The organism is Marinobacter orientalis (genome assembly GCF_004792665.1).
GTDB classification, from domain to species: Bacteria; Pseudomonadota; Gammaproteobacteria; order Pseudomonadales; family Oleiphilaceae; genus Marinobacter; species Marinobacter orientalis.
On sequence record NZ_SRZX01000001.1, the window covers coordinates 139,805 to 163,284 of the forward strand.

General features: G+C 54.8%; 24 protein-coding genes. 8 read left to right on the forward strand and 16 right to left on the reverse strand.

Annotation, left to right across the window (positions count from 1 at the left end):
- Positions 1–70: 70 nt before the first annotated feature.
- Positions 71–1,054: a ribonuclease Z gene (locus tag DIT72_RS00735; RefSeq protein ID WP_135953302.1), complete on the forward strand. Its 984-nt coding sequence runs from the start codon at positions 71–73 to the stop codon at positions 1,052–1,054.
- Positions 1,055–1,134: 80 nt separating this feature from the next.
- On the opposite strand, the gene DIT72_RS00740 is transcribed toward DIT72_RS00735, so the two are convergent.
- Positions 1,135–2,007 carry an NAD(P)-dependent oxidoreductase gene (locus tag DIT72_RS00740; RefSeq protein ID WP_135953303.1) on the reverse strand — a complete coding sequence of 291 codons (873 nt, stop codon included), beginning with the start codon at positions 2,005–2,007 and terminating at the stop codon, positions 1,135–1,137.
- 165 nt (positions 2,008–2,172) lie between these two features.
- Here DIT72_RS00740 and DIT72_RS00745 point away from each other — a divergent pair, with 165 nt between their 5' ends.
- A complete protein-coding gene (locus DIT72_RS00745) occupies positions 2,173–2,475 on the forward strand; it encodes a 2OG-Fe(II) oxygenase (RefSeq protein ID WP_135954684.1) in 303 nt (100 codons plus the stop codon).
- 79 nt (positions 2,476–2,554) lie between these two features.
- Positions 2,555–2,938: a PAS domain-containing protein gene (locus DIT72_RS00750; protein WP_135953304.1), complete on the forward strand. Its 384-nt coding sequence runs from the start codon at positions 2,555–2,557 to the stop codon at positions 2,936–2,938.
- 36 nt (positions 2,939–2,974) lie between these two features.
- Here the strand turns inward: DIT72_RS00750 and DIT72_RS00755 are convergent, their stop codons facing one another.
- A complete protein-coding gene (locus DIT72_RS00755) occupies positions 2,975–3,406 on the reverse strand; it encodes a DUF3010 family protein (protein ID WP_135953305.1) in 432 nt (143 codons plus the stop codon).
- 27 nt (positions 3,407–3,433) lie between these two features.
- Positions 3,434–3,778: a PBPRA1643 family SWIM/SEC-C metal-binding motif protein gene (locus DIT72_RS00760; RefSeq protein ID WP_135953306.1), complete on the reverse strand. Its 345-nt coding sequence runs from the start codon at positions 3,776–3,778 to the stop codon at positions 3,434–3,436.
- Between the two features lie 141 nt (positions 3,779–3,919).
- Between DIT72_RS00760 and DIT72_RS00765 the strand changes: the two genes are divergently transcribed.
- A complete protein-coding gene (locus DIT72_RS00765) occupies positions 3,920–4,378 on the forward strand; it encodes a gamma-glutamylcyclotransferase family protein (RefSeq protein ID WP_135953307.1) in 459 nt (152 codons plus the stop codon).
- A 22-nt stretch (positions 4,379–4,400) separates the two neighbouring features.
- Here the strand turns inward: DIT72_RS00765 and DIT72_RS00770 are convergent, their stop codons facing one another.
- The 4 genes from DIT72_RS00770 to DIT72_RS00780 form a co-directional block, all read right to left on the reverse strand.
- On the reverse strand, positions 4,401–5,546 hold the full coding sequence (locus DIT72_RS00770; RefSeq protein ID WP_135953308.1) for a mechanosensitive ion channel family protein: 1,146 nt from the start codon (positions 5,544–5,546) through the stop codon (positions 4,401–4,403).
- Between the two features lie 89 nt (positions 5,547–5,635).
- Positions 5,636–6,127: a pyridoxamine 5'-phosphate oxidase family protein gene (locus DIT72_RS00775; protein ID WP_135953309.1), complete on the reverse strand. Its 492-nt coding sequence runs from the start codon at positions 6,125–6,127 to the stop codon at positions 5,636–5,638.
- A 147-nt stretch (positions 6,128–6,274) separates the two neighbouring features.
- A complete protein-coding gene (locus DIT72_RS18250; protein ID WP_168354993.1) occupies positions 6,275–6,418 on the reverse strand; it encodes a hypothetical protein in 144 nt (47 codons plus the stop codon).
- Positions 6,415–7,281 carry a hypothetical protein gene (locus DIT72_RS00780; protein ID WP_135953310.1) on the reverse strand — a complete coding sequence of 289 codons (867 nt, stop codon included), beginning with the start codon at positions 7,279–7,281 and terminating at the stop codon, positions 6,415–6,417. The genes DIT72_RS18250 and DIT72_RS00780 overlap by 4 nt, the downstream gene beginning before the upstream one ends.
- 320 nt (positions 7,282–7,601) lie before the next feature.
- Here DIT72_RS00780 and DIT72_RS00785 point away from each other — a divergent pair, with 320 nt between their 5' ends.
- Genes DIT72_RS00785 through DIT72_RS00795 form a run of 3 tightly spaced genes read left to right on the forward strand, consistent with a single transcriptional unit; the run spans position 7,602 to position 11,956 of the window.
- Positions 7,602–10,004, forward strand: a complete 2,403-nt coding sequence (locus DIT72_RS00785; protein WP_135953311.1) for an AAA family ATPase — start codon at positions 7,602–7,604, stop codon at positions 10,002–10,004.
- Positions 9,955–10,860, forward strand: coding sequence for a universal stress protein (locus DIT72_RS00790; RefSeq protein ID WP_228260693.1), 906 nt, complete (start codon positions 9,955–9,957; stop codon positions 10,858–10,860). The genes DIT72_RS00785 and DIT72_RS00790 overlap by 50 nt, the downstream gene beginning before the upstream one ends.
- Before the next feature lie 16 nt (positions 10,861–10,876).
- The gene (locus DIT72_RS00795; protein ID WP_169450018.1) at positions 10,877–11,956 is read left to right on the forward strand and encodes an alpha/beta hydrolase; all 1,080 of its coding nucleotides are present in this window, start codon (positions 10,877–10,879) and stop codon (positions 11,954–11,956) included.
- Here DIT72_RS00795 and DIT72_RS00800 read toward each other — a convergent pair.
- The 5 genes from DIT72_RS00800 to DIT72_RS00820 all read right to left on the reverse strand — a co-directional run bounded on the left by DIT72_RS00800 (position 11,948) and on the right by DIT72_RS00820 (position 17,525).
- Positions 11,948–12,586, reverse strand: a complete 639-nt coding sequence (locus DIT72_RS00800; RefSeq protein ID WP_135953312.1) for an SDR family oxidoreductase — start codon at positions 12,584–12,586, stop codon at positions 11,948–11,950. The two genes, DIT72_RS00795 and DIT72_RS00800, sit on opposite strands and share 9 nt — an antisense overlap.
- Before the next feature lie 14 nt (positions 12,587–12,600).
- Positions 12,601–13,116: a class I SAM-dependent methyltransferase gene (locus DIT72_RS00805; protein ID WP_206081034.1), complete on the reverse strand. Its 516-nt coding sequence runs from the start codon at positions 13,114–13,116 to the stop codon at positions 12,601–12,603.
- Positions 13,117–13,290: 174 nt separating this feature from the next.
- Positions 13,291–14,601 carry an MFS transporter gene (locus DIT72_RS00810; RefSeq protein WP_135953314.1) on the reverse strand — a complete coding sequence of 437 codons (1,311 nt, stop codon included), beginning with the start codon at positions 14,599–14,601 and terminating at the stop codon, positions 13,291–13,293.
- A 113-nt stretch (positions 14,602–14,714) separates the two neighbouring features.
- The gene (locus DIT72_RS00815) at positions 14,715–16,172 is read right to left on the reverse strand and encodes an NAD-dependent succinate-semialdehyde dehydrogenase (RefSeq protein ID WP_135953315.1); all 1,458 of its coding nucleotides are present in this window, start codon (positions 16,170–16,172) and stop codon (positions 14,715–14,717) included.
- 45 nt (positions 16,173–16,217) lie between these two features.
- On the reverse strand, positions 16,218–17,525 hold the full coding sequence (locus DIT72_RS00820) for a M24 family metallopeptidase (protein WP_135953316.1): 1,308 nt from the start codon (positions 17,523–17,525) through the stop codon (positions 16,218–16,220).
- Positions 17,526–17,791: 266 nt separating this feature from the next.
- On the opposite strand from DIT72_RS00820, the gene DIT72_RS00825 reads away from it, so the two are divergent.
- The gene (locus tag DIT72_RS00825) at positions 17,792–18,814 is read left to right on the forward strand and encodes a LacI family DNA-binding transcriptional regulator (RefSeq protein ID WP_168354994.1); all 1,023 of its coding nucleotides are present in this window, start codon (positions 17,792–17,794) and stop codon (positions 18,812–18,814) included.
- Here DIT72_RS00825 and DIT72_RS00830 read toward each other — a convergent pair.
- The 4 genes from DIT72_RS00830 to DIT72_RS00845 form a co-directional block, all read right to left on the reverse strand.
- Positions 18,811–20,352 carry a sugar ABC transporter ATP-binding protein gene (locus tag DIT72_RS00830; RefSeq protein ID WP_228260695.1) on the reverse strand — a complete coding sequence of 514 codons (1,542 nt, stop codon included), beginning with the start codon at positions 20,350–20,352 and terminating at the stop codon, positions 18,811–18,813. The genes DIT72_RS00825 and DIT72_RS00830 overlap by 4 nt on opposite strands.
- On the reverse strand, positions 20,349–21,293 hold the full coding sequence (locus DIT72_RS00835; RefSeq protein ID WP_135953318.1) for an ABC transporter permease: 945 nt from the start codon (positions 21,291–21,293) through the stop codon (positions 20,349–20,351). Before DIT72_RS00835 ends, DIT72_RS00830 begins: the two co-directional genes overlap by 4 nt.
- A gap of 28 nt (positions 21,294–21,321) precedes the next feature.
- On the reverse strand, positions 21,322–22,323 hold the full coding sequence (locus tag DIT72_RS00840) for an ABC transporter permease (protein ID WP_135953319.1): 1,002 nt from the start codon (positions 22,321–22,323) through the stop codon (positions 21,322–21,324).
- A 63-nt stretch (positions 22,324–22,386) separates the two neighbouring features.
- Positions 22,387–23,364 (reverse strand): sugar ABC transporter substrate-binding protein, encoded by a 978-nt coding sequence (locus DIT72_RS00845; protein ID WP_135953320.1) that lies wholly within the window; start codon positions 23,362–23,364, stop codon positions 22,387–22,389.
- Between the last annotated feature and the right edge of the window lie 116 nt (positions 23,365–23,480).

The following is a 23,480-nucleotide window of genomic DNA, read 5'->3' on the forward strand; positions in this document are numbered from 1 at the left end:
TCCGAAGCCTCCAAGCGAGTCCTTCGCTCAGTGTAGAATATAAGCCAACCATTAGCAGACTGGATCAACAATGGAATTCACCTTCCTGGGCACATCCGCCGGAACACCAACACGATCACGGAACGTGAGCGGGCTGGCGCTTTGCCACTCCGGCCCCAGACCCTGGTATCTGGTGGACTGTGGTGAAGGCACGCAGCACCAGCTGTTGCACAGCCGGTACTCGCTCATGCAATTGCGGGCCATCTTCATCACCCATATCCACGGCGACCATACCTTCGGCCTGCCGGGACTGCTCACCAGCGCCTCGATGCTGGGCCGCACCGAAGGGCTCGATATCGTCGCCCCTGCCCAGGTGCAAAGCCTCGTCAATGCGGTGATTGAAAACAGCGACTCAAGCCTTGGCTATCCTCTCAACTTTATCGACTCCGAGGCACCAGGCTTGCAATGGCAGGATGAACATTTCGGGGTGACCAGCGTGGCACTGTCCCATCGCGTGACCTGCCGCGCCTGGGTGTTCACTGAGCGGAACCTGGAGCGACAGCTACTGCAGGACAAGCTCAGGGAAGATGGCATAGAACCCGGGCCCAGTTGGGGCGAGCTGCAGAAAGGACAGGACGTAGCCCTGGAGGACGGCCGCCTGCTCAGGAGTGAAGATTACACGCACATTCCACGCCCGGCCCGCCGCCTGATCGTCGCCGGAGACAACGACGACCCGCAGCTGCTGAGCGATGCCTGCAACGGGAGCCATGTACTGATCCACGAGGCCACCTACACCCAGGACGTGGCAGACAGGATCGGCCCCTGGCCACAACACAGCTCCGCCCGGCAGGTGGGCCGGTTTGCCCAACAGGCCCGGCTGCCTAACCTGGTGCTGACCCACTTCAGTTCCCGCTATCAGTCGGGCCCCGGGGGCGCACCCCATATCAACCAACTGGCTGCCGAAGCCATGCAACAATATCGAGGCCAGCTGTTCCTGGCCCGGGATTTTGATACCTACAGGCTGGAAAAGGACCTGTCACTGAGCTGTCTGACCGCCAGACCCAAGGGTTCGTGAACCGGGACCGGGCGATGTAATTTCAAAAGGCAGGAGCAGTTGAGCAAAAACAACGATCCGGAATATTCAGCTAACTGCCTTCACGAGCCCTTGTCCAGGTATTTGAATACCGACGCAAAATCATCCCGTCCATGCCCTGCGCTATTTGCCTGCCCATAGACAGATTTCGCCAGGCTGGCCAGGAATAGCGGCTGTTTGTGTTCGTAGGCGGTCACATCCAGCAAGTGCAGATCCTTGAGCATCAGTTCCAGCGGAAACTGAGCTTCGTAACCGCCTTCCTTTATGAGCTCCGCCTTCCCCTTCAGAAAGGGCGCTGTAACCGGCAAATTCGGCAGTGTATCCATCAGAAAATCCCGGCTGAACCCGAGTTTCTCGCCCAGAAGTGCAGTTTCGGAATACACCAGCATGCTCTGGGCCAGCAGTGCATTGACCAGCATCTTGAAGGCACTGCCCTGGCCTGCGGGACCAACGTGAAGGACCTTCTGCCCCATAGCATCGAGCAATGGCCGAACCTGATCGACATCAGCAGATTCTCCGCCGAGCAGGAACGTCAGCTCGCCCGTTTCTGCCGGCATTTTGGTGCCTGCCACTGGCGCATCCAGAAAGCGTATTTTCCGGGCACGGGAGCGCTCGTCGCATTCTCGGGTGTAAGAAGGATTCACGGTCGAGCAATTTACCCAGAGGGCGTTTTCCTTCATGGCATCGATAAAACCGCCGTCATCCCCAAAGGCGACCTTTTCCACCACTTCCGGTGCGCTGAGCATCGTGAACACTACTTCGGCGTCAGCCACTGCATGCCGGGCAGAATCGGCGGCCCGGGCGCCAGCCTTTTCAAGCGGAGCCATTGCTTCAGGGGAACGGTTGAAAACCGTCAGTGTAATGTCATCGCACTTGAGCAGATTATTGGCCATGCGGCTGCCCATGATGCCAAGGCCGATAAATGAGACGTTCATGCAATCCTCCTTCATGGTTTCGGTGCGCGTATTTCCGTCGGATCCTTTGTGACAACCTTACGGAACATGTGGATCAGAGTCTCGATGTCTGGATGGCCACTTTCAATTACCGGGCGGGGCGCTCACAATCGCAGGATAACTTACTTGCGAGTGAACACGCACCCGATGTCATCAAACGTGAAAACCCGGATTCTTTTCCATTCCAGACGCCTGAACATCTACCTGGTCCGTTACCCCGAGGGTCATAAGATAGTGCCTCACGTAGATATGGTATCCGAGGGCCGGCTGTACAAATTCAACTGTGTGCTGATCAAACCCAAAGCGGGTGGCCAGTTCATTTGCGAAAAAAACGTATTCAATCTGTCCGGACGATTCATTCTGTTCCGGCCAGACCTTTACCAGCACGGGGTTTCAAAGATCGAAAGCGGTAGCCGATGGCTACTGAGCTTTGCTTTGAGCCGAAACTGATACAGAGCCGGGCGCAGTTCGTACATCACCTTGCGATCCATCAATCAGGGTCCACTTTTTTTCACGCAAAAGGACATGTATGAACAATTCCAAAGAACTGCTGGAATCTCCACTCTTTAAAACCGTGGCAGGCCTGGCTTTCGAGTCGGTGATGGTGACCGAAGCGACGGCTGACCATAAAAATTCCGTGATCGTGTATGTGAACCAGGCCTTCAGCAATCTGACCGGCTATTCAGCCGAAGAGGTGCTGGGCAAGACACCGGGACTACTGCAGGGGCCGGAAACCGAGAGTGGCGTAAAAGAAAGATTGGCGGAAGATCTGAAAAACAACCGGACCTTCCACGGCACCACTATTAATTATCGCAAAGACGGTTCGGCTTTTACCATTGAATGGAAAATTGCACCGGTGATGGATGGCGGTACCGCCACGCATTACGTAGCGGTCCAGAGAGCTATTGATTAAGAATGTGAAATCCGCCTGAACGGAGCCAGCCAGCAGCTATTTTGCCATGTGCCCCACATACGCGGCGGTAAAGGCGGGTTCCTGAAAAACCTTCAAGCCGGTGTCGGCAAAAGCAACGGACATTGGATTGCCTGCCAGCGTCGATTTTATCAGCGCTGGCGGCAGCAACCTTACTTCCAGCTCAACATCGCTGATCAGCTGGATGGCAGCCTCCAGTTTGAAGCTGATGGCGCCACCGGCAAACTTGCCTTTCGGCATCCGCTCCCTGATCGCCACGCTGGTCACCCCGTGTTCAGCCATCAATGCGGCGAAAGCTGCCTGGAACTGTTTCAGGTCTTGCCGGGTGTGGTTCTTGTTCAGCGACAGCTTGCGCACCTTGCACTCCGGCAAACTGAACTGGTCCCGGTCGAGATTCAGTAAACACACAACCGCATCGCTGCCGCTAAGCTCGACTCCGCAAATAATCATGCTTTGCTCTCTTTATGCTCATGACCCTCAGGCACAGCACTTCTTGAATTTAAAGCCACTGCCACAGATGCAAGGGTCATTGCGGGACGGTGCTTTGGCCGTGGTGACGGTCGCGCCTTTGTTCTGCAGTGCACTCAGTTCAGCGATGGATTCAGCAGCGCCCTCGCGGGTATCAACCATAATGTCCGCATAGACTCTGGCCTCGGCCACCTGTGCTTCGATCTCGAGCTTGCGGGCCTCACTGGTAACCACCAGTGTCAGCGGGAACTTCTTGCTGCCACTCTTTTGGCTGGCGTTGGTCTGGAAGCCGCCGTAAGCGGTGTGGTGCTGGCGTGCGTCCTGCCGGCCTTTGAAGAAAAATTTGTCTGACATGCTGAAATCCTGATGAATGGAGAGGCACCCGGGCGCTTTAAGAAACACTGGCGACCACTGGCGAGACGTTTTAGCATGCTTCCAGAATTGGTTATATAGGCATAAGTGGAAATTCGTGCCGTAGAGAGTGAGTAGCGTTCAATGAAAAAACCAATCCTGTACACCCTGGCGGCCATCGCAACCCTCGTTGTGCTTGGGATTGGCTACCTCTGGCTGACCTTTGCCAGCCCCTATGGCTATAATCCGGCCGGAGACCTGCCTGACATTGATGACGACGCCACCTATTCGGTCTTTGTCTACGGCACCCTCACGGAGCCCTGGGTGCGCTGGCTGGTGATGGGGCGCGCCGGAGATGGTGAACCCGCAAAGCTGCCCGGCTTCCGTAAGGACGAACTGGACCTCAAGCCAGCTCCCGGGGCTGTCACCGAAGGGGAAGTCATCACAGTGAATGCCGATGAACTCCGGGCCCTCGATCGGTACGAGCGGCTGGGTGTTCGCTATGAGCGAGTGGAATTGACGCTGCAGGATGGCGATTCAGCCTGGGTTTACCGGTTGATGGATCCACTCGTCTTGGAGCTTTCAGACGAGGTTTCCAATTAAATAAGGATTCGTCTTTGTCTGGTCATTTCGCTGCCAGCTTCGGGTACAAGGGCTCCATGATCGGCTTGAGCCCTTTGGCATCGTCAATAAACAACTGCAAATGGGGGAACGGAATCTCGATGCCAGCGGTGTCCAGGGCATCTTTCATCTGCTCCAGAATGTCCGCCATGATTCGCGGCTGTACATCCAGGTTGTCCGGAGTAATCCATACTTTGACTTCCAGATCCTGCGAGGAATCACCCAGGCTTTTGAGCATCACGCGTGGTTCCATGCCAGCGCCCTGCAACACCTCCGGGTGGCCAAGTAAAACCGGCATAAGAACTTCCCTGGCCGCCTTCGCAGACTCCTTGTAGGCAATGCCCACTTGAATATTAAGCCGGGTCGCACCTTCGGCACTGTAATTAATGATATCCGATGACGCCACGCTATCGTTCGGAATCATTGCGAAAATATTATCCCGGGTGCGCAGCCAGGTGGTACGCAGTGCGATCTTGACCACTTTGCCATCCTGGCCGTTAATCGTCACCCAGTCGCCGATGTGGAAGGGCCGCTCAATCAGCAGGGTAATACCGGCAATGAAGTTCGAAAGAGTGGACTGCGCCGCAAAACCGACCGCAATACCGACGATGCCCAAACCTGCAATAATGGAGATTACATCAAACCCGAACTGGGCCAGTACTGTCACCAGAGCCAGGGTGCCGGCAAATACTGAAAACAGGTTTTCGACCAGCTGGCGGATCGACGGATCCAGGCGATAGCGAGTCACAGCCTCCTTCATCAGTCGCCTGACAATCATCCAGGCAACAAAAAATGCCAGGACCATCAAGCCTGCCCTGGCCATGCCCTTGAGGAACTCGGGCGAGGCCCCGAATTGCGCCAGGATTACCAGCAAAGCACCCAGCCCGGCCAGGTAGCGGGCACCGCTGGATATTTGTGAGAACAACGCCTGTTGCGCCCGCTGCTTGCCTATCACCAGACGGATCGCACCGATCAGCAGCAGATAAGCTGCGACAAACAACGCAAGGTAGAAAATGGAGATAAGCAGTTGGCTCAGTAACTGAGCCGCGAACTCTCCCCATTCCACATTCTCGCCGGTCAGAGCCTGGAGAGCCGCGCCCAGGTTTTGCCTCAGCTGTTCCGCCACTGCTGCGGAGAATGATTCAGCCATCGGCTCGCTCCGCCTTATCTTGTGGCGACATAATTACGATCCCTGAAGATGCATGATCTACGCAGAATCGCCCAATCACCCCAGGAAATCTACTTTTCCAGACCAAACTTCTCGTGTTCCCCGAGATCTGGCTGTTCGCCTTTAATCTTGGCTTTGGCCGTTTTGACACTTTTCAGCATCTTGCTGCTGTCGCTGTTCCAGTGCTCTCCTTTCACAACCTTGATTTCCACCATGCCCACGTTGGGTGCATCCTTCCCGTCAGGGAACCACGCAGCAACAAACGGATTCCAGTATTTGTCGATCAATGTCTTGTCCTGAATGGCACGGCCGACACCGGTGAGCGACACGTAGACATGCTCGTCGGGGTCAGCAAACGAAATACAGACATCGTTATCGCTCTCCAGCTCAAATACTTTTTCCGACTCCAGATCGGTGTAAAACCACAGAATGCCGTCATATTCATCCTGCACCAGCACCATGGGCCGTGACCGAAGCTCTTCGCCATGACGCGTTGTCAGCATTCCGGTCTTGATATCCTTGATGAGATTCCAGATTTTCTGCTTGTGCTCCGGGCTGGACATACATCTTCTCCTTTCAGCGTCTAAAAAGTTTCCGCCTGCAAATTCAGTATATTAAAAGCATTGAAATTTGCCACGTACCAAGGGCTACGATCGAAAACACGGATTGGTTTTTCGAGGAACAGTCAGAAAGTAAATCTCCCCTGGTTTTTAACGCTGCTTCCAGGTGCCATCCGGCTGACACACGAGGGGTCCGATAACCGTGCCCGTTGGATAGGAGCGGCCGTTATAGACACAATCCGCCAGTGTCGCGGACGCAAAAAAGAGGCCAGCCAACAGTACAAGTACTCTCATTTTTCACCTCCAACCCCTGTTAACACCATTGAAACGACCGCCTCCTGACCCATGACCATCTTTACCTGGTACCCCAGGGGCACGATGTAAGCCACGGCCGACTGTAACCGCTCCTGCCCTACATTTCCGTAAAGTGCCCTGGCAGTGTTGGCATTTATCATGATGACTTCGGTGGCATCCGGGTCAGGTAGCCGGGTGCAGTGGAAGGGTCTCTCCGCGAACACAGACACCATTCTCTGTGTCTGCTCGCCATTGATCAGAAGCAGGTCATGACCGATAAACTTGTGCCTTCGTGGCGAGCAAACGGCGGCCGAATTATCGGAAAGTTGCGAGTCCGGTACAAACGTTACCCGAACAGGTATGCCGACCTGCTGGAAAATGCCTTCCTGTTGGTTCGCCGCCTCCCTGAGGCGCACAGCGGCCGGGGAATCGCGGTTGAGTCCGATTATTTCAAGGGCCGCGCTGAGGCTATGGATATTTCGATAGGTATGGAACTGATGATCAAACGGGCCTGCACCATCCACTAGCAGGCCAATGATCTCTTTGGAAACCTCGTCTTGAGGTGAAAGTCTGCGTAAGTAATCCACAAACTCGACACTCTGAACGCTATACAGACCATATCGCTCCCTGAGCATCGCCCGCACGATGTCGGCCTGGCCTTCGTCTGCCATCACATCGTCGAAGAGGCTGGAGAGCTCATACTCCCGCCCGCTGAAATCAAGAACGACCGAGTTCCCGCCTTTGGTCTCCACCTTGAACAGGCCCGGGCCGGAACTGCTCAGCATCATGTAGGTGAAGAAAGCGGCGAACAGGAGCACCGCTACAATGACCAGGTTAGTGTGGATCTTTATCCCTTCACTCATGGCGACAACCCCCCTTCCAGCATCCGGCTGAACATTCGGAGGATTCCCTGACGGCAAGAGCGTCATTGTAAGGACACGGGGCTCTAACAAAGGAATCAAAAGCGCCCCGCCCAAGTCACGCTAACCGTCCCAGCCGGCCTGCAGTGCGTTGTCGGGCGCCATCTTTTAAGTTAGTTCATCCCCTGAGGAAGTCAAACGAGGGGCCGAAATCAATGACAACAAATAACGGATTACCAAAAAAAAAAGCGTTTAGTGGTCTATCCTTGAGTGAAATTCTCCGCAGTTTCCCAGGCTGCCAGTCAATCATCAGGAGGACCTTGATGACATTACCCACGCCACTGACCCCGGAACAGGTCTATCACCGGTGCCCACTCGACCAACTGGATTTTGACACCACCGATTCGCTGGAGGACCTTGATCAGCCCTGCGGCCAGGAGCGCGTGCTGCGGGCCCTGGAGTTCGGGGCCAGTATGCAGGCAGACGGATTTAACCTGTTTGTCCTGGGGCCTGCCGGTGCTGGCAAGCACGACCTGGTCGAGCGTTTCCTTGGCAAACACGCCGAGCGGCAACCGGTACCTTCGGATTGGTGCCACGTTCACAACTTTGAGTTCCCGGACCGGCCCGGGGCCATCCGTCTCGCAGCCGGGGAAGGACGGCAGTTCAAGAAAGATATGAATGACCTTTCCGCGGAGCTGCGCACGGCAATTCCGGCGACCTTTGAAAGTGAGGAGTATCAGGCGCGTCTGCAGGAGCTGCAGGAGGAAGTGACAAAGCGCCAGAATCAGGGTTTGTCTGATATCCAGGAAGAAGCCAACGCCAATAACATCGCCATGATAACAACGCCCTCGGGCTTCACCTTTGCCCCCATTCGCAATGGCGAGGTAATTGATCCGGAGGAATACAAAAAGTTCTCCGATGAAGAAAAAGAACTCATCGAGTCCAAGGTGGAGGAACTTCAGAAGAAACTTCAGCAGACCATCCAACAGATTCCACGTTTACGCAAGGAGGTGCGACAGCGGGTTCACGAGCTGAATGAAGAAATGGTTCAGCTCACTCTCGGCGGACCGATCGGAGAGCTTCGCGAAAAATGGCGTCACCGGCCCGAAGTTGTCGATCACCTGGATGCCATACGCGAGGATGTGGTGGAACATGCGGAAGCGTTCCAGGACAGCGAGAACGGTCCACCCAATGGTCTGCTGGGACGGTACCGGGTCAATTTACTGGTGGATAATGCGGAAACAACGGGGGCACCCGTCATTTACGAGGACCTGCCTAATCATCAGCACCTGTCAGGCCAAATCGAACACCGGACCCGGCAGGGCACACTGTACACCGATTTCAGTCTGATAAAGGGTGGTGCTGTTCACCGGGCCAACGGTGGCTACCTGATCATTGATGCGCGTCGGATACTGACCCAGCCAATGGCATGGGAGAGCCTGAAGCGGATCCTGTTTTCCAGCGAGATCCGGGTCGAGTCCCTGGAACGGCTGTATGGATTGGCGAGCACCATAAGCCTGCAGCCGGAGCCCATTCCGGTATCGGTTAAAGTCGTGTTGCTGGGCGACCGCATGTTGTATTACCTGCTGTCCCACTATGATCCTGATTTTCTGGATCTGTTTAAAGTTGAGGCCGATTTTGAGGACGATCTCGATCGGGACGACGATAGCTATGGGCTCTATGCCCGCATGATTGCTACCATGGCGCGGAATCTGAAGTGCCGGCCTCTTGGCCGCGATGCGGTGGCAAGACTGATAGAGCAGGCAAGCCGGCTGGCGGCGGATCAGCGCAAGCTGACAGCGCACGATCGGGTGCTGCGGGATCTCGTCAGCGAGGCTGACCATTGGGCAGAGCAGGCCGGTGTCACTACCATGGCAGCGGATCATATCCAACAGGCGGTCGATGAGCGGGAGTTCCGCGCCAGCCGGATTCGCGAACAGAGTCGTGAGCAGATTAGCCGCGGCATTGTGATGATTGCGACCGAGGGTAAGACCGTGGGCCAGGTTAACGGCCTATCGGTGCTCAAACTCGGTGCTTCGATGTTTGGTCAGCCAACCCGCATCACCGCCACCGCGCGGCCAGGAAAAGCACAGGTTGTTGATATCGAAAGGGAAGCCAAGCTGGGCGGCCCGATTCACAGCAAGGCAGTGATGATTCTCTCCCGTTTTCTGGCCAGCCGATACGCCGGCGATGGCGAGTTGTCCCTGTCGGCAAGCCTGGCTTTCGAGCAGTCTTACGGCGGCGTAGAAGGCGATTCTGCTTCCGTCGCAGAAACCTGTGTTCTGCTGTCGGCAATCGGCCGTCTACCGTTGCGCCAGGCGTTTGCCGTCACTGGCTCGATGAACCAGCATGGGGAGGTTCAGGCAGTGGGCGGTGTTAACGAAAAAATCGAGGGTTTTTTTGAGGTTTGTCGTGAAGCCGGGAAGGTCCACGGGCAGGGCGTGATTTTACCGGCGAGTAATGTCGAACACCTGATGCTCAATTCGGCGGTTCGCGAGGCCATTGCCGATGGCGATTTCAGCATCTATCCGGTCTCGCACATCAATCAGGCGATTGAACTTCTGACGGGCATGGAAGCCGGCGAGCCGGACGGGAACGGGGAGTTCCCCGAGGCGTCCTTCAATCGGGCGGTGGCCGATCGCCTGTCCCGGTTTGCCGAAGTTAGCAGGAATCGGGATGACGGCGAGGGAAGCCGTGACAGCAATGGAGGCGCAAGCGGTGATTAATCCTGAAAAATCCGAAAAGCAGGCGTCTGCGCGTGGCCGTATTCTGGTGCTTATCGACGGTTCACGGATGAGCTACGCGGCCCTGGAGGCTGCTGCAGATATTGCCGGAAAGCGGGATGCCGACATCCTGGGTGTGTTTGTTGAGGAGTTGAACCTGGTGCGCAGCGCCGGCTTCGGTTTTGCCCGGGAGGTTGGCTCGGTCTCCGGGACCAGCCGGCCACTCGATCCCGGCATTCTGGAGCAGCGCATGCGACGGCTGGCGGACCAGGCGCGTGCGGCCCTTGCCGGGGCCGTAAAGCAGCGGGGAGGCAAAGCCTCGCTCAGCATTGCCCGTGGTCGTGTCATTGAGGAGGTGCTGGCCTTGGTCGGCCCGGATGATCTCCTTGTACTCGGCCGTGCCGGCTGGTCTTCCCCGGGGGGTGCCCGGCTGGGCTCTACTGCACGGGGGCTGATTCGACAATCGCCCGGGCAGGTATTGTTGTGGTGCGAGCTGAAACCGCGATACCAGAACCGGGTGGTTGTTTTCCTGAATGAGCACGATGAGGCAAATCACCGGGCTGCGTTGGCAGCGATCGAGATCTGCCGGCACGATCACCAACCGGTGACCATCGTTCTGGGCACTGACGGCGAGCCAGCCGCCGAGCGGCTCGACGCAATCAGGCAGGAGCTTGAGGTGCTCGGGGCCAGCACCCGATTGCGGGTCATGTCCGATCCAAATCCGGCAACCGTAGCCCGGGTACTTCGCGAGGAGCGCGCCTCGCAACTGGTGATCAGTCGCAACTCCGGACTCTTCAACGAACCCGGCACAGAACAACTGTTGGCAGCGCTGAATCTCCCTATTACCGTGACACCCTGACAGACAAGGGCAACAGATGATGTTCGGAATTGCCTGGTTCGCAATGATGTGGTTTGGACTGCTCATGGTCGTGCTGATTGCCGCCGTGGTGTTCTTCCTGCGCAGGCGCCAGGATGGCGGCAATGACATCGAAGTGCCCGGACGCCTGCAGCAGAGTGAGGCTCGTCAACAGGTCGTTGAAATGGTCAGGGGCATGCATAGGGCCACTGAAGGTCTCCGTGGCCGCGCTCGTGTAAAGGCGCTGCGGAACTATATGGACAGCATGAGCGACGGCCTGGAACTGGCTTCGGAAATTCGCTCCCCTGGCAGCGACTCCCCCGGGGGCGAATGGGTCATTGCACCCGGTGCAAAACCCGAGCGACGCATTCTCTACATTCATGGTGGCTCCTGGGTCGCCGGCAGCCCCAGAAGCCATCGCGCCATCACCGACCGGCTGTCGCGCCTGGCCCAAGCCTGCGTATTCGCTGTCGATTACCGTCTGATGCCGGAAAACCGCTACCTGGATGGGGTCATCGACTGCCGTCAGGCTTATCGCTGGATGCTCGGCAACAGCCCGGAAGGACAGACTCCAGCCGATTTCGTCGTGGTTGCGGGGGATTCGGCTGGTGGTAGCCATGCCCTGGGACTCATCGCCTGGATACGGGATCAGGGCCTGCAACCGCCAGACGCTGCCATTGCACTGTCTCCCTCCACCGAACTCATGGTGACGTCACTGGGCAAACGAGCAAACCTGAAAACCGATGTCATGCTGGGGCCAACCGTCAAAAAACTGGCCCGGATACCGACACCGTTGCTGTGGTGGGCCACCGTTCTTGGCATGCGGGTATTGCCCACCAGCCCGGTTGCGTCGCCCCTGCGTGGGAAGCTACACAATCTCCCGCCAACACTGATTCAGGTCAGCGAATCAGAGATGCTGCTGGAAAATGCCCAGCGGTATGCAGAAAAAGCACGGGCTGCGGGCTCACCGGTGGAAGTGCAGACCTGGCCTGACATGGTTCATGTGTGGCATATATTTACACCACTGCTACCCGAAGCGGAGGAGGCGTTCGAGCATATCGGGGAGTTCCTGTCACGGGTGGAAGCGGGTTCAACCTGACGAAATTGCCTCAGATATTGGCGTGTCTCCAGACACCACATCAAACACGCGATTAGAGGCCGCCTCCGACTCCAGCGCCGCCAATAGCACGCGGGCGACATCCTGCCGTGGAATCTTGCCGAACTGCTCCAGCCTCGCGCTCATCGTGACCTTGCCCGTGCCTTCATCATTGGTTAACTGCCCCGGCCGAACAATGGTGTAATCCAGGCCGCTGTTCTTCAGGTGCTCATCAGCGTTGTGTTTGGCCCAAAGGTAGTGACGGAGTTTTTCCGGTCCCTTTTCCGCTTCTTCAGCACGCATACTGCTCACCATGATAAAACGCTTGATACCCATCGCCTTCGCTGTATCCACCAGCCGTATAGCACCGTTCTGATCCACATCGACGGTCTTATCCGGCCCGGTATGAGGGCCTGAGCCAGCGGTAAAAATGACTGCATCGCAGCCTCTCATGGCCTCGCTACAGTCCTGCTCCAGATCGCCCAGTACGGTTTCGGTAGCGCCCAGCTGTTGCAGTTCCGGCCCCTGATCCTGATGCCGGACCAGAGCCCGTGCCTCATGGTCGCTGTCTGCCATTTCCTGCAACAGGTGTTGCCCGATCTGCCCGTTGGCGCCTGCAATGAACACATGCATGATGAATCTCCTGGTTACCTGTCTGGCTTGAGCCAACTATAAACCCGCATCGGGGGGATGTTCCGTAGCTCCAGTGCACAGCTGGCAGGCGACCCCATGATCGGGTCGGTAATCAAGGCCACATCCCGCCGGAACTGATAAGCAATGAAACGCCCACCCCTGGCCAGGTTGTCCTTCACCGCCTGCGCCACACGGGTAGCAACGGCTTCCGGCATCTTCGAGAAGGGAATACCGGAGATAACCACGTCCGGTTGCCCCATATCGTGCAAGACCAGAATCTCTGCGAGATCCTCAGCGCTACCCACATGGTTGGTGAAGCGTGGATCGGCGATCTCGTCGAGCAGTTCATGGAAGTATGGACTTAACTCGATTGAGAGCAGGCGCGCATCCTCACCAAGGTGCCGGAGAAACGTTCGTGTAGTGCCGCCGGTACCGGGGCCCAGCTCCACCACTCGCTTGGCACCAGACAGATGCGACGCCTCTACGATCCGTTGCTCCAGGAATCGCGAACTGGGGATGATTGAGCCCACCTGACCTGGTTCCCGCAAAAATCCGCGCAAAAAGGCCCCGGGACGTGTTCTGCGGTTTGAATCGCATTTCGGACTCTCACTTTCTTCACCCATAGAGTGTTCTCTCAATCTGTCCGCCTAAATCTCAATCGATTATACCAGTGAGATCGGTACACAAAAGCAGAATGACCCAGGCTAATGTCTGTCTTGATCTCCGGAAGACTCTGCAACCGACTGGCCAGAGGTGCGTTCTTCCGAGTCGTAGCTGAACGGCTCGCCCTCCTCATCCCGGAGCTGATAATCGTACGCAGCCTGGAGGCCAGTGTCTTCCTGCACTTGCTCCTCAGACCCTTGCTCAATGCTGCGCGGATACAGCGGCGACAGCAGTGCCACCACGATGCCAATCGCGGCAAAAATGGCGAACGCGTCACTGTAGCCGAAGTTGTTCACCAACATGCCGACAATGGGTGAGCCGGTAGCCTGACCGAGCGAAATCGCCATGAATGGCAGTACCGGACCCATCGACAGGCGGCCCGGCAAAAGCCGGATGCCGGACATCAGGTAAAGACCTGTCAGACTCATATAGGCCAGGCCAAAGACCAGCCCGGAAAACGCCGCGAGCGCCAACTGCCCCGGACTGGCAGCCAACAGCGCCAGGCTTGCTGCCAGCATCATCAGCATCAGCGCCTGAGTGATGGGCGGGTTGTTTCGATCGGCCAGATCAGCCACTACCGCACCGCCAAGCCCGGCGATACCAACCGCCAGCCAAAGCCAACCGGTTTGCCCGGGTGGAAGCTCACCGAGGGTGACCGCGAGATCGGGCGCAAATATCCAGTAAGCGGAAGAGACGAAGCCCATCACGAAAGCAAACAGCGAAAGCCTGAAAAGACGCCACCACTGTAGGGCGCTGATCGGGGGCGGCGGCGCCGCATTTGACGGGGCAACCCGGGACACTGAGGGAATATAGTACCAGGCCGCCAGCACCCCGATAACCGCAAGGACGGCAAAGGAGACGTAAGCGAAACGCCAGATACCGGCCATAAACAGAACCGCAGGCACTGCGACCGCTACACCGATACTCGTACCTGCGTTCATCACAGAGCTGACGCGCCCGTGCATGGAACGATCAACCAGCACCTGCATGGCAGCAGTTAGCGCTGGCATCATCAGGCCGGTGCAGATGCCGCAAGCGAACACCCCCACTCCCAGCGACAACGCGCCCGAGGACTGGCTGATAAGCGCCAGGCCGACAGCTCCGAACCCGCCAGACAGAACCGCCGTGTTGCGGGCACCGAGACGATCGGCTGCCAGGGGCGCAACCAACGAAGCCAGCAGGAAACTGATGAGCGGCAGCGCGCCGATAATACCGATCATTTCAGGTGTCAGCCCAAGCTCGGCGCGAATGGGCGGGACAAACAGACCAAAGGCAAAGCGCGCAAGACCGTAACTGATGGCGATCAGCGATGCGCCGAAAAAAGCAAATCCTGTGCTCGATACGGTCTTCACGATACGTTCTCCAACAGTAGCGTGCTTACAATCCAACCCTCCTAAAATGGACCAAATCCGGAATACTTACAATCCTCAAAATGTTCGTCACCAATCCTTGTGTTCAGGCAGGGTCACCATGACGTGGCTATATACTGGGTCTCCAGGAACTCCTTAATGCCATCCTGGGCCCCTTCCCGGCCTATGCCACTCTCTTTCATACCACCAAATGGAGCGGCCGGGTCGGATACAAACCCCCGGTTCACGCCAACAATGCCCGCGTTAAGCCTCTGCGCAATTCGCATCGCCTTACCAACATCCCGGCTGAAAACATAGGCGGCCAGGCCATAAGGTGTGTCGTTAGCCTGCTGGATAACCGATTCCACCTCCCGGAACCGCACCAGAGGCGCAACAGGACCGAACACTTCGAGGCCGAGAATACGCGCATCGGATTTCACGTTACTGAGCACGGTTGGCGCAAAGAAAAACCCTTTCTCGTAAAGCGTCGTGCCACCGGTTTCAAGAGTGGCGCCGTCGCTTACTGCCTCAGCAATTATGGCCTGTAGTTTCTCCAGTTCTTTACGGGAAATGATGGGACCGACATCCACGTCATCCTCAAGACCATTGCCGACTGTCAGATTGGAGAACCGTTCTACCAGTCGGCTGCAGAATTCGTCGTATATGGAGTCATGAACATAAAGCCTGTTCGCGGCAATGCATGACTCACCGGCATTGCGCATCTTGGCGAGGAAAGCTCCTTCGATAGCCGTATCGATATTTGCATCATCGCAGACAATCAATGGCGCATTTCCGCCAAGCTCCATCGATGTGTTGAGGATCCTTCGGGCGGCAGAACCAAGCAGAAGTCGCCCGACACCCGTGCTGCCGGTGAAGGAAATTTTACGCAGCCGCTGATCCCTTACCAGAGTCTCGGTAAGATCGCCTGCGTCATCAGTCGTCAGGACGTTGACAAGACCATCGGGCACGCCACATCTTTGCATCAGTTCTGCAAGATACATGGAGGTAAGCGGAGTTTCTTTCGGCGGTTTGACAATGACGCCACAACCGGCGGCGATGGCTGGTGCGATTTTTCGGGTGATCATCGCGGCCGGGAAGTTCCAGGGCGTGATCAACAAAGCCGTACCAACCGGCTGATGGGTCACGACGATCGTATGCTTGCCACTGGGAGATGGCCGCATTTCACCTCCCAAACGCAGGGATTCCTCACCATACCAACGAAAAAACTCCGAGGCATAATCGACCTCACCGGTTGACTCCTTGAGGGTTTTTCCTTCCTCGAGTGTGATCAACCTGGCAATGATGTCTTTTTCTTTTTGCATGGTGTCGAAAATGGATCGCAAGACTTCCGAGCGCTCTCTCGGGCTCAGCGCCATCCACTCCTTCGCGGCCCCCTCGCAGGCATCAAGAGCCAACTTTGCATGCTCAGACGTGCAACTGGGGACAATGGCGATTACTTCCTCGGTAGCAGGATTAACCACCTCAATTTTGCCATTGGTTTCAGTTATCCACTCTCCGTTGACAAACAGTCCGTTGGGTATGCTTTGTCCAATTTCTTCAATATAGTCTTTCAAACCATAGACTCCTGATTCTGGAATCGCCGCTGGATCTGTTGCCGGTCAGTACTTGTTAGCGACAAACAATTCCTTGGACGGGAATAACGTGATCACCTGGCAACCATCCGGGGTCACAACGACCTCCTCCTCGATGCGAGCAGCGCCATTACCGTCTGCGGCGGGGCAATAGGTCTCCAACGCGAAAACCATTCCCTCCTGCAACTCGAACGGGCTGTCGAACGATACCAGCCGGCTTATAATCGGCCGCTCGTGAAGTGCCATTCCCAAACCATGGCCAAACTGCAGACCGAACGCCTCCATTTCATTAGCGAAGCCAAAATCGGTTGCCTTGGGCCATACCGCGGCAATCTTGTCGGTGGTCATACCGGGACGGACCAGTTCGATCGCAGAGTCGATCCATTCCCGACACTGCTTGTAGGCATCCTCCTGGGATTTGGTAGAGCTGCCAATATTCAGAGTACGGTAGTAACAGGTGCGATATCCCATGAACGCCTGGATAATATCGAAAAACGCCTGGTCACCCGGCCGGTACATACGGTCAGTGAAATTGTGGGGATGCGGGCAGCAGCGCTCACCGGATACGGCGTTAATTGCCTCTACATCATCGGAGCCGTTGTCATAAAGAAACTTGTTGACCAGGGCCACCATCTCGTTTTCCCGGGTGCCCGGCCGAAGCTTTTCGGCCAGATGATCGTAGGCGCCATCCACCATCGTGGCCGCCATGTTCAGGAGAGTGATTTCATCCTGGCTCTTGATCTGACGGGCATCCAGCATGACCTGTTGCACGTCCCTGATTTCCAGACCGACTTCCTGGAGTGCGAACAGCATTGGAGGCTCAACAACATCCACGCCCACGGGCATATCAGCGACGCCCTCGGCACGCAGAATATCGCGGATCTCTTCAGCGGCACGCTTGAAGAGGCCGGCTTCCTGGCCGATAGATCCCCTCAGCCCGAGCATCCCCGCACGACACCGCTCCTGCTTCAGCCAGGGGGCATAAATGCGATGATGGGCAGCGGCTGAACCGAAGTCCCAAAGGTAGGGATCCGAATTGCCGGTGAACAGGGCGTAGCGACAGAACTTGTCTCGGGTCCATTCACCAATAACGGAACTGGTGAGGTACCTGATGTTATTGTTGTCGAAACAGAGAATGGCCCCCAGGTCGGAGCCAGCCAGAGCTTCCCGCGCCCTTCCTGTTCTGTAGCGGTGCAGGCGGTCATAGTTTACCCGTTCCTCAAAATCAACATGCATCCTGCCCGGTGCAGGTATAGGGCGCCCCCATACCCAGTGAGGATCGACGTCCTCGGAACGGACAATGGTTGGCTCGCTCGGTTTTACTGTCTTAGCCATGACTCCTCCTCAATGCGGCGGCAAAGATAAGCCTCTTCTGCTTATGGAAACTATCAAGCCTTACTCTAGTGCAAACGTTTGCGTTATTCAATTAAAATGGTGAGGAAAAGCGTTCGTGCACCCAGATTCGTGTATCATTCAATAGATTAGGTATTCAAGATAATCGAACGCAGAAGCTCACGACGTAGTCTCACGTCGTTTTCCAACTCTCTCTCAGATACTGGACTTTGGTTTTGGTGCACAGGAAACGGGTAACACTTCGCGATTTGGCAGAACACCTCAACATCAACACCTCCACGGTGTCCCGCGCGTTGAGTGAGAAATCCAGTGAAATGATTTCCCCTGATGTTGTAAAGCGGGTGAGAAAAGCCGCCCAGGAGATGGGTTACAAGCAGAATGCCGCCGCATACGCCCTCAAGGTTGGAAGAACCAAGTCCATCGGCATCATTATTCCGGACATGATGAACCCCGTGTTTGCACCTATCGTTCGGGGCATACACAGCGTACTTAATCAATATGGGTACACAGCGTTCCTGGCTTACAGTGAAAATAACGCAAGTGCAGCTCATACCGAGGTGGAGAAGCTTATAAGCCGGGGCGTCGACGGCATCATATACGCGGCTGCATTTCGCACGGATAGCGTCGTGGATTTGTGTAAGAGCCACAGCATTCCCCTGGTTCTGGTCAACCGGGTGGTCGATCAGGGTAATGTGGATACGGTGAAAGTGGATGACTCATTGGGTATTGAAATGGCAGTAGGCCATCTGCTTGATCTGGGCCACCGTAAAATCGGCTTCATTGCCGGCCCCAAGAACATCTCGGTGTCATACATCCGCCTGCGGGCCTTCACGCAAACAATGGCCGAGCATGATCTCGAAGTTGAGCCACACCGCATTGTCGAAGCCCACTCTTTGACAGAGGAAGGCGGCGAAAAGGCAATGTCAGTATTTCTTGGGCAAAACCCCGACGCTACGGCGCTTATCGCATCAAATGACCTGATTGCCCTGGGCTGCTTCACCGCCTTGACACAGTTTGGATATACCTGCCCGAAAAGAATATCGATAGTGGGCTTTAATAACATGCCTTACCTTGACTGGTTTGCGATCCCTCTTACAACGATATCCATTCCCCATTTCCAGATGGGCGAACGGTCTGCAGAGCTATTACTGAAACGAATAGATCCTGAGAGTGATGACCATTATGAGGAAGTGCTGCTGAAACCCAAACTCATTATCAGGCAGTCAACAGCTCCCGTGATCCGGAGGAAGAAAAAAATCGCCTCCACCTAGTGTCCCGTCTGGCCAGTGATTGCTCTGATCAGCGTGTCTTCAGTTACCTCGCTACGGTCAAAGCATCGGGTTATACGGCCATCGTACATTGCGATAATCCGGTCGCTTACGGTAAGTACCTCCGGCATTTCAGAACTGACAACGATCACAGCCAGGCCAGTTTTCGCCAATTCCCTTATAAGATGATGAATCTCTGATTTGGAGCCGACATCGATACCTCTGGTGGGCTCGTCGAGGATGAGAATTTTTGGCGAGGTACTCAACCACTTACCAATGACCACCTTCTGCTGGTTGCCACCACTCAGGTTGAGAGTTGAATATTCCCAGCCCGGGCATTTAATGCGAAGCTTATCCATATACTCTTCGAACACCTTTCTCTCAGCAGAAGTATCAATCCAGCCAAGCTTCGTAAACTCGCTGATATTGGCCAGGGTCGTGTTGTCTTTACAACTCATCCCAAGAACCAGCCCCTGCTCTTTACGGCTCTCCGGCACCAGACCAAGGCCATGATCGATAGCATCACTCGGCGAGTTGATGGCCAGATTCTGGCCATTAATCTGAACACTTCCGGAATCAGGCTTACGCAGACCGAAAATTGTTTCCATGATCTCAGTCCGGCCAGCCCCGACCAGGCCATAGAATCCAACAACTTCCCCGGCGTGAACATCAAATGAAATATCTGAATACAACCCATCGATACCAAGACCGCTGACCTCCAGGGCTTTGGCCCCAAGTTCCGGCGGCTGATGCTCGATATCGGCATCGAGGTCCCTGCCAATCATTCGCTGGGTCACTTCGTCTTCATTCGTTTGACGGGTGTAAAAAGTGCCCTGGTAGGTGCCATCGCGCAACACCGAGATGCGATCGGAAAGCTCGAAGATCTCATCCATACGGTGCGAGATGTAAACAATGGCAGTGCCACTCTCCTTCAGCTCCCGTATTACACCGAACAACACCACTTTTTCGTAGTCCGTAAGAGAGGCGGTAGGCTCGTCAAAGACAACGACTTTTGGCTGAAAAACCAGTGCCCGAGCGATTTCTACCATTTGCTGGTTGGCAATCGACAGATTGCCAAGCTTTTCCGTGGGCTTGAACTTGCAATTGAGGCGGGTGAGGATTTCTCCACATCGCTCATTCAGATGGCGATTATTGACAAACATATTGGCAAACCGGGGAATGTTTCCCAGGAATACGTTCTCGGCCACTGTCATGTCCGGCACCAGGGAGAGTTCCTGGTGGATCAGCAACACACCATGCTCCCGGGCCTCCAGGGGGCTCGACATGTGCACCAGTTGATCCTCAAGAAAGACCTCCCCCCCATCCGGCTGATAGATGCCGGCGAGTATCTTCATCAGGGTCGATTTCCCGGCCCCATTTTCACCGAGAAGCGCATGTACCTCTCCGGCGCGAACATCCAGTTCCACACCATCCAGTGCCTTTACACCAGGGAACGATTTACTGACGTTTTTCAGTTTCAGTAAGGGTTTTTCTTCGGGCTGCGAGTTTATCGATTCTTTCATTTCGGTTTGTGTGTTCATGCTCCCACTCCTTGCGGCTCGGCGAAGCGCTTATCGATAAACAGAACAATGATCAGAATAGAGCCCAGAATGATAAGCACGTAGAACGACGGCACCTGAAGTAAATTCATACCATTTCGGAGTATTGCGATGGCAAGAACACCGCCAAGGGTTCCGATGATGCTGCCAAAACCACCGGTAAGACGCGTCCCGCCCAGGACGACCGCAGTGATCGTCCAAAGCTCATAATTGCGGCCAAGATTCGGCGTTGATGCGCCCATTTGAGTAGATAACAGAATACCCGAGAGTGCGGCCAGGAAGCCTATCAGAATAAAATTCAGTAACATATGCGGGCCGACACGAATACCCGCCTCTTTGGCAGCAACCCGGTTACCGCCCACAGCAAAAACGTTTCGTCCATGAATCGTATATTTCAATACCAGATGGGCAATTATTGTTAAACATATAAAAATCAGTGCCAGCACAGGCATCCCAAACAACGAGCTGGCACCAAAATCAGAATAGGCCAGATCGTGCGCGTAGAAAGCCTGCTCTCCGGTATAGATGAACACCAGCCCTCTCACGCCTATCATTGCACCAAGAGTAACAATGAATGCGTCAACACCGGTTTTCCAGGCGATTATTCCATTCAGCGCGCCAATCACAATACCGGAGAGCAGTCCTACCAGTACCGCTCCGGTAATTCCCAGTTGCGGCTGCAAACCGACGGCAAGACTCGCTGCGAGCGCCAGGGTCGCTCCAACCGATAAATCTATATTGCCGTTGATCATGACAAACGTCATTCCAAGAGCAATCAAACCGATTGTCGAAGCCTGCACCAGAATATTACTGAAATTCCTGATGTCGAAAAAATAAGGTGATGAAAAGCTGAAGAAGACAACACAGATAAAAACAAATATCCAGATCGGCTGTCTTTTTACCAAGTCAATTATACGATTCATTGTCATTATCCCCGTCATATTTCGGGTTTTAATAAGTGCTAAACAGCTTGCCACGCTTGGCAGCTATGTCTAGCCAGACTGCTACAATAATAACCACCCAGGTAACAAGCCACTGGGTATAGTAAGGGAAGCCCAGCAGCAACAGTCCATTCTGAATCATCGCCAGAATCAGTACACCGATGACGGTTCGCGCAATACTTCCTGAGCCGCCCAGAAGGCTGGTTCCGCCCAGGATGACACCGGCAAGTACAAGCAACTCGTAACCTTCACCGACATTATTCTGAGACCCCATCACACGGGAGCCCAGAATCAGGGCAGCACAACCAGTGGTGAACGCTGATAACAAATAGGTACTGAATACAAGACGATTTCTGCGCAGGCCGGAGAATAATGAAGCGGTTGCGTTACCGCCAATGGCAAATATCTTGCGGCCGAAACCCGTTTTCAGGAGCACAATCTGCAAGATAATGCCCAGTACTATAAATATTATTGCCGGAACCGGAACTCCAAAGAGCGCCTCTCTTCCAAAAAAAGCAAACCAGGTGTTTGTCTGATCGGATATATCAACATTTTTACCACCTGAATAAACGAGGGTAATGCCCTGTATCGCGGATAACATACCCAGGGTGACAATCAGTGAATTCAAACGTAGATAACCGATTAAATATCCGTTAATCGAACCAATCAGCAAGGTAAAAACAAACATCAGCAGGATTGCCGTCCCAGGCCCTACCTTGTCATGAAGGTCGACTACCAGAACAGTGGCAAAAGATAATAGTGAACCTACAGACAGATCCAGATTTCCCCCGATGACAACAAAAGTCACACCGAGCGCAATGGTCCCGATAATGGACGCCTGCATCACCACGGTCAGGAAATTATCTGTGCTAAGAAATTTTTGAGTCGACAGCGAAAAAATGACGACACATAGAACGAAGGCCACCGAAATACCATGCTTCCCAAAAAACTGAAGCACAGATATTTCGCCACCTTTTGAACCTGGCTTGAAAGAATCCAACAAAGCTTTCATTATTTGACCCCACTAACCGGAGCCCTTTATGCAAGGGCCCCTTTTGCTGTCAGATATCCCGACTCAGAAAACAGGCTTTTCGAATTCGTCCATGTTTTCCTGGGTTATCTTCGGCGTGTCAAAATAACTCATCTTGTCCACTTCTTTCCCTTGGGCAACCGCAATAGCGATGTTTAAAGCATTGCGCGCATCCTCTGCGGGTGACTGGTACACCGAGCCATGATATTCACCCCGAGCCATGGCCTCATAACCAACCGCGAAGTTGGTGGCACCAATGAAGATTATCTCTCCGGCACGGTCTTCGGATTTCGCAGCATTCAGTGCACCAACCCCCATGTTATCGTCGGCTGCATAGACACCATCGATGTTGTCATATCGGGTCAGAAAGTCCTCCATCGTGCGCTGGGCTTTTGCACGATTCCAGTCGCCGGGCTGTGTATCGAGAATTTTTACATCGGGGCAGACTTCGGGAAGACGGTCTTCAAAGCCTTTCTGCCTCTCAATGGCCGTTGTATAACCAGGTTGCCCGGTAATCTGAACAATATTCCCCTCGCCTCCCAGCTGGTTACACATCATTTCAGCCGCATAAGCGCCCTGTTGAATGTTGTTGGGGCCGGAAAAGGAAGCGATCAGCGGCTGACCTGCCTCAGCAATATTCGAATTTGTTACCACTACGGGAATACCCGCGTTCCTGGCGCCGTTAATTGCAGGAACTACCGCCTGGCCATCGGTCGGCCAGATGATGATTACATCAACCTGTTGCTGGATCAGATTTCTTACCTGTGAAATCTGGCGGGCAACATCTCCGCCAGCATCGAGAACCACGACGTCCACGTTATCTGCTTCCTCAGCGGCATCCTCAAAGGCTTGCTCATAGGTAGTCTGATAGCTGTCCACGCCCACGTTGTTCTGGGTAATACCGATCCTGAAAGTTTCGGCCTGGGCCATCCCTGACAACCCGAGACTGATGATCGATCCGGCAAGAAGAGAAACTTTGCCGAGATTCTGAAAAGTGCGAATTGGATTTATTTGAACTTTCATTGTTTTGACTCCGTTGCTTGTTTTTTTGGGGATATGAGTTACTCAAAATCTCATTGTTAATCTTTGCAGAGTGCAAGCTATAATGCAATCGTTTGCACTGTTTTTTGATGTTTTTT

Coding starts and splice junctions, on each gene's coding strand:
- DIT72_RS00735 (WP_135953302.1), top strand. CDS start 71: ATGGAATTCACCTTCCTGGGCACATCCGCCGGAACACCAACACGATCA.
- DIT72_RS00740 (WP_135953303.1), bottom strand. CDS start 2,007: ATGAACGTCTCATTTATCGGCCTTGGCATCATGGGCAGCCGCATGGCC.
- DIT72_RS00745 (WP_135954684.1), top strand. CDS start 2,173: ATGTCATCAAACGTGAAAACCCGGATTCTTTTCCATTCCAGACGCCTG.
- DIT72_RS00750 (WP_135953304.1), top strand. CDS start 2,555: ATGAACAATTCCAAAGAACTGCTGGAATCTCCACTCTTTAAAACCGTG.
- DIT72_RS00755 (WP_135953305.1), bottom strand. CDS start 3,406: ATGATTATTTGCGGAGTCGAGCTTAGCGGCAGCGATGCGGTTGTGTGT.
- DIT72_RS00760 (WP_135953306.1), bottom strand. CDS start 3,778: ATGTCAGACAAATTTTTCTTCAAAGGCCGGCAGGACGCACGCCAGCAC.
- DIT72_RS00765 (WP_135953307.1), top strand. CDS start 3,920: ATGAAAAAACCAATCCTGTACACCCTGGCGGCCATCGCAACCCTCGTT.
- DIT72_RS00770 (WP_135953308.1), bottom strand. CDS start 5,546: ATGGCTGAATCATTCTCCGCAGCAGTGGCGGAACAGCTGAGGCAAAAC.
- DIT72_RS00775 (WP_135953309.1), bottom strand. CDS start 6,127: ATGTCCAGCCCGGAGCACAAGCAGAAAATCTGGAATCTCATCAAGGAT.
- DIT72_RS18250 (WP_168354993.1), bottom strand. CDS start 6,418: ATGAGAGTACTTGTACTGTTGGCTGGCCTCTTTTTTGCGTCCGCGACA.
- DIT72_RS00780 (WP_135953310.1), bottom strand. CDS start 7,281: ATGAGTGAAGGGATAAAGATCCACACTAACCTGGTCATTGTAGCGGTG.
- DIT72_RS00785 (WP_135953311.1), top strand. CDS start 7,602: ATGACATTACCCACGCCACTGACCCCGGAACAGGTCTATCACCGGTGC.
- DIT72_RS00790 (WP_228260693.1), top strand. CDS start 9,955: ATGACGGCGAGGGAAGCCGTGACAGCAATGGAGGCGCAAGCGGTGATT.
- DIT72_RS00795 (WP_169450018.1), top strand. CDS start 10,877: ATGATGTTCGGAATTGCCTGGTTCGCAATGATGTGGTTTGGACTGCTC.
- DIT72_RS00800 (WP_135953312.1), bottom strand. CDS start 12,586: ATGCATGTGTTCATTGCAGGCGCCAACGGGCAGATCGGGCAACACCTG.
- DIT72_RS00820 (WP_135953316.1), bottom strand. CDS start 17,525: ATGGCTAAGACAGTAAAACCGAGCGAGCCAACCATTGTCCGTTCCGAG.
- DIT72_RS00830 (WP_228260695.1), bottom strand. CDS start 20,352: ATGAACACACAAACCGAAATGAAAGAATCGATAAACTCGCAGCCCGAA.
- DIT72_RS00835 (WP_135953318.1), bottom strand. CDS start 21,293: ATGAATCGTATAATTGACTTGGTAAAAAGACAGCCGATCTGGATATTT.
- DIT72_RS00840 (WP_135953319.1), bottom strand. CDS start 22,323: ATGAAAGCTTTGTTGGATTCTTTCAAGCCAGGTTCAAAAGGTGGCGAA.
- DIT72_RS00845 (WP_135953320.1), bottom strand. CDS start 23,364: ATGAAAGTTCAAATAAATCCAATTCGCACTTTTCAGAATCTCGGCAAA.